This is a genomic window from Buchananella hordeovulneris, from assembly GCF_001907235.1.
Taxonomy (GTDB): domain Bacteria; phylum Actinomycetota; class Actinomycetes; order Actinomycetales; family Actinomycetaceae; genus Buchananella; species Buchananella hordeovulneris.
Window position 1 is genome coordinate 163,740 of record NZ_MQVS01000006.1, and the last position, 7,484, is coordinate 171,223.

The window sequence follows — 7,484 nt, forward strand, 5'->3', positions numbered from 1 at the left end:
CTCATGTCCAAGAAACTCATCGAGACCTCCCTGCCGCTGGAGGCCATCAACGCTGCCTCGGTGCGGGAGAAGTCGATCCGCCACGGCCACCCCTCCACCCTGCACCTGTACTGGTCGCGCAAGCCCCTGGCCACCGCCCGGGCGGTGCTGTTCGCCCAGCTGGTGGACGATCCGTCCGCCCGCCCGGAGGAGTTTCCGACCGAGGAGGCGCAGGCGGCCGAGCGGGCCCGCCTGCACGACCTGCTGAGCAGGCTGGTGCAGTGGGAAAACAGCAACGACGAGGCGCTGCTGGCCGCGGCTCGGGCCGAGATCGCCAAGAGCAACGGCGGACAGCTGCCCGCGGTGCTGGACCCGTTTGCGGGCGGCGGGTCGATCCCGCTGGAGGCCCAACGGCTGGGGCTGGCGGCGCACGCCTCGGACCTCAACCCGCTGGCGGTCCTCCTCAACAAGGCCCTCATCGAGCTGCCGCCCCGCTTCGCGGGCGCGGCCCCCATCCACCCCGGTCCGGCGGAGCAGACGCACTACGTCCGCGCCGAGGGCCTGGCCGAGGACGTGCGGCACTACGGGCGGTGGCTGCGGGACGCGGCCGCGCGCCGCATCGGCCACCTCTACCCGCCGGCGGTGGCGCCCGATGGGACTAAACACACGGTCATTGCCTGGAAGTGGGCCCGCACCGTGCGCAGCCCCAACCCGGCCCATCCGCTGGAGGTGCCGCTGGTCAACTCGTGGTGGCTGAGCAAGAAGAAGGGCAAGGAGGCCTGGGTGCACGCCGAGGTGGTGGACGGGCAGGTGCGCTACGAGGTCCGCCACGACCCCGCCGGGCCGGAGGTCGACGGCACCATCGGCCGCACCGGCGGCCACGCGGTGGGCGACGGTACGCCTCTTCCCCTGGAGTACGTGCGCGCCGAGGCCCGGGCAGGGCGCATGGGCGCTCACCTCCTCGCGGTGGTGGCGGACGGGCCGAAGGGAAGGTTGTATTGCTCCCCCACCGCTGATCATGTTGCCAGCGCCGTGGTCACTGATCTACCCGCGCTGCCAGCGGCCCAGCTGCCTGAGCGCGCGCTGGGTTTCCGGGTGCAGCAGTACGGCATGACCATGTGGACGGACCTGTTCACCAATCGCCAGCTCGTGGCCCTGACCACCTTCAGCGACCTGGTGGGCGAGGCGCGCGCGCAGGTCGCGGCCGACGCGGAAGCGGCGGGGCTGTCCCCTGAGCGGGCTCGGGCCTACGCCGACGCGGTGGCCACTTACCTTGCGCTGGCCGTTAGTCGACAAACAGACCGTCTTTCTTCTCTGGCCAGCTGGGACAGCACTAGAGATTCACAGCGAAACGTGTTTGCTCGCCAGGCGCTGCCCATGGTCTGGGACTTTGCGGAGGCCAATCCGTTTTCCAATTCCTCGGGCAATTTCCTCGGGCAGGTGGAGTGGGTGGCCAAGGCGTTGGCCTCCGTCCCGGCTGCGGCCAGCGGGACGGTGGCGCAGCTGAGCGCGAACGAACGGGAGTACGCGGGCCTGGTGGTCTCCACCGACCCGCCGTACTACGACAACATCGGCTACAGCGACTTAAGCGACTACTTCTACGTCTGGCTGCGGCGCATGCTGCGCGAAGTCCACCCCGCGGTAACCGGCACCCTGCTGACCCCGAAGGCCGAGGAGTTGGTCGCCAACCCCTACCGGCACGGCAGCAAGGAGGCGGCCGCACAGTTCTTCGTCGACGGCTTCAACGGCGTCTTTGCCCGCCTGCGGGCCGCGGCCTCCCCGACCGTGCCGCTGACGGTCTACTACGCCTACAAGCAACAGGACGGCCAGGACCAGACCGCCACCGGCTGGCACACCCTGCTGGCCGGGCTCATCGACGCGGGCTGGCGGGTGACCGCCACCTGGCCGGTGCGCAGCGAGTTGGCTAACCGTCCTAGATCCCAAGGCAGCAACGCCCTGGCCTCCTCCATTGTGCTGGCCTGCCGCCCGCGCCCCGCCGACGCCCCGGCCACGGACCGCCGCAAGTTCGTTGCCCAGCTCAAGCGGGAGCTACCCGCCGCCCTACGCCCCCTCATGCAGGGCGCCATCTCGCCGGTCGACCTGGCGCAGGCCGCCATCGGCCCCGGCATCGCGGTCTTCTCCCGCTACGCCCAGGTGCGGGAGGCCGACGGGACCGCCATGTCGGTGCGCGCCGCCCTGGCCCTCATCAACCACACCCTGGACGAGGTGCTGCACGAGCAGGAGGCCGACTTCGACCCCGACACCCGCTTCGCCGTCAAGTGGTACCGCCAGCACAGCTGGGGGCAGGCGGCCGCGGGCGAGGCCGACCAACTGGCCCGCAGCGCCGACACCTCGCTGGCCGCCCTGGAGCGCGGCGGCATCTTCGTCGCCCGCGGCGGGCAGGCCCGCCTGCTGCCGCCCGCCGAACTGGCGGGCGACTGGGACCCGCACACCGACGCGCACCTGAGTATCTGGGAGGCGACCGTGCGCCTGGCCGCCCGCCTCGGCCACACCGGGCTGGCGGCCACCGCCGCCCTCCTGGCCCGCCTGGCCGGGCGCGTGGACTGGGAGGCCGTCAAGGAGCTGGGCTTCCTGCTCTTCCACGAGGCCGAGAAGCAGGGCCACGGCCCCGACGCTGGCCTGTTCAACGCCCTGGTCACGGACTGGGCCGAGCTCACCGAGCAGGCCCGTGCCCTCGCCGCCCGCCCGGCCGCCACCCAAACCACCTTCGACCTGCCCTGAGACCGAAAGGCCCCGCCATGTCCCTCAACAATCGTGATCGCCTCAGCCGCGCCTTCGAGCTGCTGTCCGAGGGCCTGGAGGACGTCGTCGACGGCGTCCTCACCCGCACCTACGCCACCCCCGACTGGCCGCGGCGCTGGGCGTTGGAGGACGCCCGCGGCGGGGTGATGCGCACCCTGTCCAAGGAGGACGTCCAGGTGCAGCTGCGCGCCCTCACGGAAAAGGGTCGCGAGTTCAATGCCCTGCTCTCCCGCTCCCAGCAAAGCTACGCCTCCGAACTGCGCGAGACCCGCAACCGCTGGGCCCACATGGAAAAGTTCTCCTCCGAGGAGACCCTGCGCGCCCTGGACACGATGGCGCTGCTGCTGGCGGCCGTGGACGCCCCCGACTCCGCGGCCGACGTCCGCAAACTGCACGCCGACCTGCAGCGCCAGATCTTCGCCGACCAGACCCGCCAGCAGGCCAAGCGCGCCACCCAGGTCAAGCTGGAGCCCGGCGTCGGCCTCAAGCCGTGGCGCGAGGTTCTCGCCCCGCACCCGGACGTCGCCAGCGGCGCCTTCACCGCCGCCGAATTCGCCGCGGACCTGCACCAGGTCCACACCGGGCAGGCGCTCGGCGCCGAGTACGCCCAGCCCGGCGAGTTCTTCGCCCGCACCTACCTGACCGAGGGCCTCAAAGACCTGCTGACGCGCGCGGCCCGGCGCCTTAGCGGCGACGCCAGCGCCAGCCCCGTCGTCAACCTGCAAACTAACTTCGGGGGCGGCAAAACCCACTCCATGCTGGCCCTGTACCACCTGTGCTCCGGCACCCCGGTCACCGCGTTCCCCCAGGAGCTGCAGGAGCTGCTGGCCGCTGCCCAGGCCAGCGACATCGACCGGTTGCCCGTGCGGCGGGCCGTGCTGGTGGGCACCTACCTGGAGCCGGGCGCGGTCTCCCGCAAGCCCGACGGCACCGAGGTCCGCACCCTGTGGGGCGAGCTGGCCTGGCAGCTGGGCGGGGCCGAGGGCTACGCCCTGGTGGCTGACGCTGACCGCACCGGCACCAACCCGGGCCAGTCGCTGCGCACCCTGCTGGAGCGTTACTCCCCCGCCCTGATCCTCATCGATGAGTGGGTGGCCTACGCCCGTCAGCTGCTGACCGATCAGGAGCTGCCCGCCGGCTCCTTCGACACCCAGTTCACGTTCGCCCAGTCGCTGACCGAGGTGGTGCGGCAGGTGCCCGGGGCGATGCTGGTGGTCTCCATTCCGGCCTCCGACGTCGGCAGCGGGCAGGCGGGCGGCAACGACATCGAAGTCGGGGGCCGCAACGGCCAACTGGCGCTGGAGCGGCTGCAAAACGTCATCCGCCGGGTGGCCGACCAGTGGCGGCCCTCCAGCAAGGGCGAGTCGTTCGAGATCGTGCGGCGGCGCCTGTTTGCCACCCCCGACGCCGCCGCCCACGCCACCATCAACGCCACGGCTCGCGCGTTTGCCAACTTCTACCGCCAGCACAAGGCTGACTTCCCGGCCGCTACCTCCGGCCCCAACGACGACTACGAGGCCCGGCTGCGGGCGTCCTACCCTTTGCACCCCGAGCTGCTGGACCGCCTGTACGAGGACTGGTCCACCCTGGAGCGCTTCCAGCGCACCCGTGGGGTGCTCAAGCTCGTCTCCTCCATCGTGCACGAGCTGTGGCGGGACGGCGACACCGCGCCCCTCATCCTGCCGGGCACGGTGCCGCTGGCCGCCACCGCCGTCAACACCGACCTCACCCAGTACCTGGAGGACCAGTGGAAGCCCATCATTGACTCCGACATCGACTCCGATACGGCCACCGCCGGGCGGATCGACGCCGAGAAGGTCAACCTGGGGCAGCGGCACGTCACCCAGCGCCTGGCCCGCGCCATCTTCCTCGGGGCCGCCCCGCGCACCAAGGCCACCCACCGGGGCCTGGACAAGCAGTACGTGTGGCTGGGCACGGCCCTGCCCGGAGACCAGCTCGGCAACTTCCCCACCGCCTTGGCCCACCTGGCGCAGCGCTCAACCTACTTCTACGAGGAGCAGGGCCGCTACTGGTTCGACACGCAGCCGTCGGTCAACAAGAGCGCCAATGACTACGCCGAGCGGTTGCGGGAGGACCCGGAGACGGTGTTCAACGAGATCGTCGCCCGCCTGAGCGGCCAGGATCGACCGCGCGGCGCCTTCGACCGCGTCCACCTGGCCCCCGCCACCAGCGCCGACGTGCCGGATCTGGAGGAGGCCCGGCTGGTCATCTTGCACCCGCGCCACGCCCACCGCCGCCAGGACAAGACCGACTCGGCGGCCGCCACCTGGGTGCGCGCGGCCCTGGAGGGGCGCGGGGCGGCCCAGCGGGTACACCGCAACTCGCTGATCTTCCTCGCCCCGGACCACGCCGAGCTGGAAAATTTGGAGGCCGCCACCCGGGCCTACCTGGCCTGGCGACACATTTTGGACAGCGCCGAGGCGCTGAACCTGTCGGCCCAGCAGCGGGGCCAAGCCGAGCGCAACGTCGACGGCTACGGCCGCACCGTCGAGGACCGGCTGCGCGCGGCGTACGTGTGGGCGCTCTACCCGACGCAGGACGACCCAACCGCGCCGTTCACGCTGGAGATCGAGCGGGTGCCCGACTCCGGGCAGGAGAGCCTGGCCGCGCGGGTCTCGAACAAGCTGAAGCGCTCCGAGCAGCTGGTGTGCGAGCTGGGGCACGAGACGCTCGGCGCCGCGTTGCAAGACGAGCTGGGCGCCCTGTGGGAGGCCCGGGGCGAGGTGAGCGTCGGCGAGCTGTGGGGGTTCTTCACCCGCTACCCCTACATGTTGCGCCTGGCCAACCGGCAGGTGTTGGACGCGGCGATCACGGGGGCGTTGGATCAGCTGCCCGGGTTTAGCGGCCGTTTCGCCGTGGCCACCGGGCGGCAGGCGGAGACCGGTCGGTACGTGGGGCTCGTGGTGCCGCCCACACCGCACGCCACCCTGCAGGTCACCGACGCCACGCTGCTGCTGCGGTGGGAGGTGGGCGAGGCCCAGCAGCAGGCCGACGCCGCCGCGGCCACCGCCGAGAGTGCGGCCGGGACGGACGTGCCGGGCGAGCCCGCTGGCGACACGAGCGGGCTGCCCACCGGGGCCCCGGCGGGGGCGAGCCCTGCGGGGAGCGCGGCCGCGGCGGCCGGGGCGGGCCGGATCGTCGGGAGCCCGGTCGCCCCGGCCACCCCGGCTCCGCCGACGACTTTCTTCGCGGTCGTGGACATTGACGGGGCCCGCTACGCCCGGCCGTTGGGCGAGGTGCAGCGCGAGGTGCTGGAGCGCCTGGCCCAGGCCGGGGCCGACATCGAGATCACCCTGGACGTGCGGGCCCGCAAGGCGGGCGGTTTCGCCGAGGCCGAGGTGCGCACGTTGCGGGAGAATGCCCGCACGCTGGGTTTCCGGGAGGCTGCTTTCGAGTAGGTGGGGCAGTGCGGTGGGGGCGGCCGGATGCCCGGTCGCCCCCACCTTTTTCGATTCTTCGGGTTGGTTATTGGGTGTTTTGTTGGTGGATGACGTCCCAGGCGTTTTGGGGTTCTGGGGGGCGGGTGCCGATGACCGATTGCAGGCGTAGGACTTCAAAGACACCGGTTTTGTCGGTGGTTTGCAAGGTGCCGTCGATGGGGTGCCAGGTGCCGGTGACGGGGTGTTCGAATTGCGCGGTCCAGGTGGTGGTCAGGGTGATCTGCCGGGCGGGAGCGGTTTCTTGGTAGCGCACGAAGGTGGTGTGGTCGGGGTAGAGGCGGCCCGGATCACGGGTGTCCAGGCTCTGACCATCACCGAAGTCGTAGTGAAAGTTGATGGGCGTGACCTTGATATTGATGGGCCGGCCAAGGACCTGGACTTGGTGTTCCTGGGGCGCGTTGCTGGTAGTCACGATGGTCTCCAGCTTTATCAGCACCCAGCCTTGATCTGGCTGCATTTGGATGCCCGAACCATGGATAGCCACCTGCGCCACCTGGGCCATGGTGACCCGTTTATGCCAGTTGATGACCTGCGGCGGGGCCACCTGCCCCACGGGCGTTTGACACCACTGCGGCACCTGCCCCTGACTTCCCTGATGCACCCCACACAACGCCGCCCACCCCGCCAAACGTTCCTGCTCCTCCCGAGACAACTCCACCCCACCACCCTCCCCAACCACCCCAGGCCCAACCTCACCCTCGTCACAAAATACCTTAACTTCCTCCAAATAAACCTGATCCCCCATCTCGACGACGTCACTAGAATCGTCAACATTTCCACTTAACAGGGGAAATGCAAGCAGAATTACAGCAGTAATTTTTTTCATCAGATACAGCATGACGGTCAGTCCAGCCCTTCTGGGCGCTCCGAATAGTCGGCTGCACCGACCAGCTTCCATGCATCACCATAAAATTCAACATAAGTTTCAAAATATATCTCTTTCCCCCCATTCTCTTCAACGAGCTTCCCGGTCGAGTCTAGCGCGTATTCATTACCCATTCGAACAATCAAAAAAATTTGGAACCGATTAGAGTTTTCAGCACCCTGTCTAACTTTTATTGATTCAATGGTTAAACCTTCATATCCAAGTCTGACCCCCAACTCCTGGCGCTCGATCGCGAGCGCAGAAACCCTATTCGCATAATTAGACTCTGGGCTAACTACCTGCTCCCAGGTAGCAAGATCGTTGGTTTGGGCGACGTAGTACTGCAGCTCCACGAAGTACTTCGCCGCCAGCTCGGCCTCGGCAAAACCGGCTTGGGCTTGGGCCTCGGGAGGCAG

Annotated in this window: 4 protein-coding genes; 2 read left to right on the forward strand and 2 right to left on the reverse strand. The window is 69.2% G+C overall.

The window, feature by feature from the left end; all coding sequences use genetic code 11:
* Positions 1 to 3: 3 nt before the first annotated feature.
* The gene (locus tag BSZ40_RS07205; RefSeq protein WP_073824681.1) at positions 4 to 2,721 is read left to right on the forward strand and encodes a DUF1156 domain-containing protein; all 2,718 of its coding nucleotides are present in this window, start codon (positions 4 to 6) and stop codon (positions 2,719 to 2,721) included.
* A gap of 17 nt (positions 2,722 to 2,738) precedes the next feature.
* Positions 2,739 to 6,161, forward strand: a complete 3,423-nt coding sequence (locus tag BSZ40_RS07210) for a Swt1 family HEPN domain-containing protein (RefSeq protein WP_073824655.1) — start codon at positions 2,739 to 2,741, stop codon at positions 6,159 to 6,161.
* Between the two features lie 67 nt (positions 6,162 to 6,228).
* Here BSZ40_RS07210 and BSZ40_RS07215 read toward each other — a convergent pair whose 3' ends face one another.
* Both BSZ40_RS07215 and BSZ40_RS11895 read right to left on the reverse strand, forming a co-directional pair.
* Positions 6,229 to 7,029 carry a hypothetical protein gene (locus BSZ40_RS07215; RefSeq protein WP_143180908.1) on the reverse strand — a complete coding sequence of 267 codons (801 nt, stop codon included), beginning with the start codon at positions 7,027 to 7,029 and terminating at the stop codon, positions 6,229 to 6,231.
* Positions 7,030 to 7,046: 17 nt separating this feature from the next.
* Positions 7,047 to 7,484 (reverse strand): DUF6318 family protein (locus tag BSZ40_RS11895; RefSeq protein WP_158020877.1); only part of this gene is annotated, 438 nt, incomplete at its 5' end.

Bases quoted from the DNA above. Each gene is read 5' to 3' on its own strand.
- BSZ40_RS07205 (WP_073824681.1), top strand. From the start codon at position 4: ATGTCCAAGAAACTCATCGAGACCTCCCTGCCGCTGGAGGCCATCAAC.
- BSZ40_RS07210 (WP_073824655.1), top strand. From the start codon at position 2,739: ATGTCCCTCAACAATCGTGATCGCCTCAGCCGCGCCTTCGAGCTGCTG.
- BSZ40_RS07215 (WP_143180908.1), bottom strand. From the start codon at position 7,029: ATGAAAAAAATTACTGCTGTAATTCTGCTTGCATTTCCCCTGTTAAGT.